Annotated in this window: 1 pseudogene; it reads right to left on the bottom strand. The window is 73.6% G+C overall.

Features of this window, described 5'->3' with window-relative positions:
* A pseudogene (locus HCK04_RS40515) lies at positions 1–542 on the bottom strand (hypothetical protein); the annotation flags it as partial.

The raw sequence follows: 542 nt of genomic DNA, 5'->3' as shown, positions 1-542 counted from the left end.
CGCGTCCGAAACCGTCGCACCCGAAGCCGTCGCGCCCGAAGGGGCTGTGTCCGAAGGGGCTGTGTGCGCATGCCCGTCACCGTCGGCAGGGCATGCTGACGCGCGCCGCGCGGTGTGCGGTGTTCCAGACTTGGCCGCAACGCGGTCGCCGTCTCCGACCTTGGCGGGCACGGTCTCGCCGCCCTCGGCGGCGGCGGCGTTCACGGTGTGGTCGCCCTCAGCAGAGGCGGTGCTTGCGGTGTCGCGCAGCTCGCACTCACCTGCATCACTCCCCGCACCGGCATCCGCCTCAGCCTCGCCGGTGTCGAACTCCTCCGGGATGTCGGGGTCGTCAGCGCCGCCCGCAGCGCCGGGGTCGCCCAACGCGCCGGAAACGGTGTCATCGGCCCGGCTCAGGTCGTCGGCGCTTCCGGGGGCGTCGGGGGCGTCGGGGGCGTAGGCGTTGGTGTCGTCGGCGCTCTCCGCACCGGCATCTGCCTCAGCCTCGGCATTGTCGAAGTCGTCGGCCTGGCCGGGTGCAGGGTCGCCCGTGTCGTCCCGGC

This window comes from Microbispora sp. CL1-1 (assembly GCF_012034195.1).
Taxonomy (GTDB): domain Bacteria; phylum Actinomycetota; class Actinomycetes; order Streptosporangiales; family Streptosporangiaceae; genus Microbispora.
Note: the sequence above shows the minus strand (reverse complement) of the source record. Positions and strands in the feature narration are given on the sequence as shown.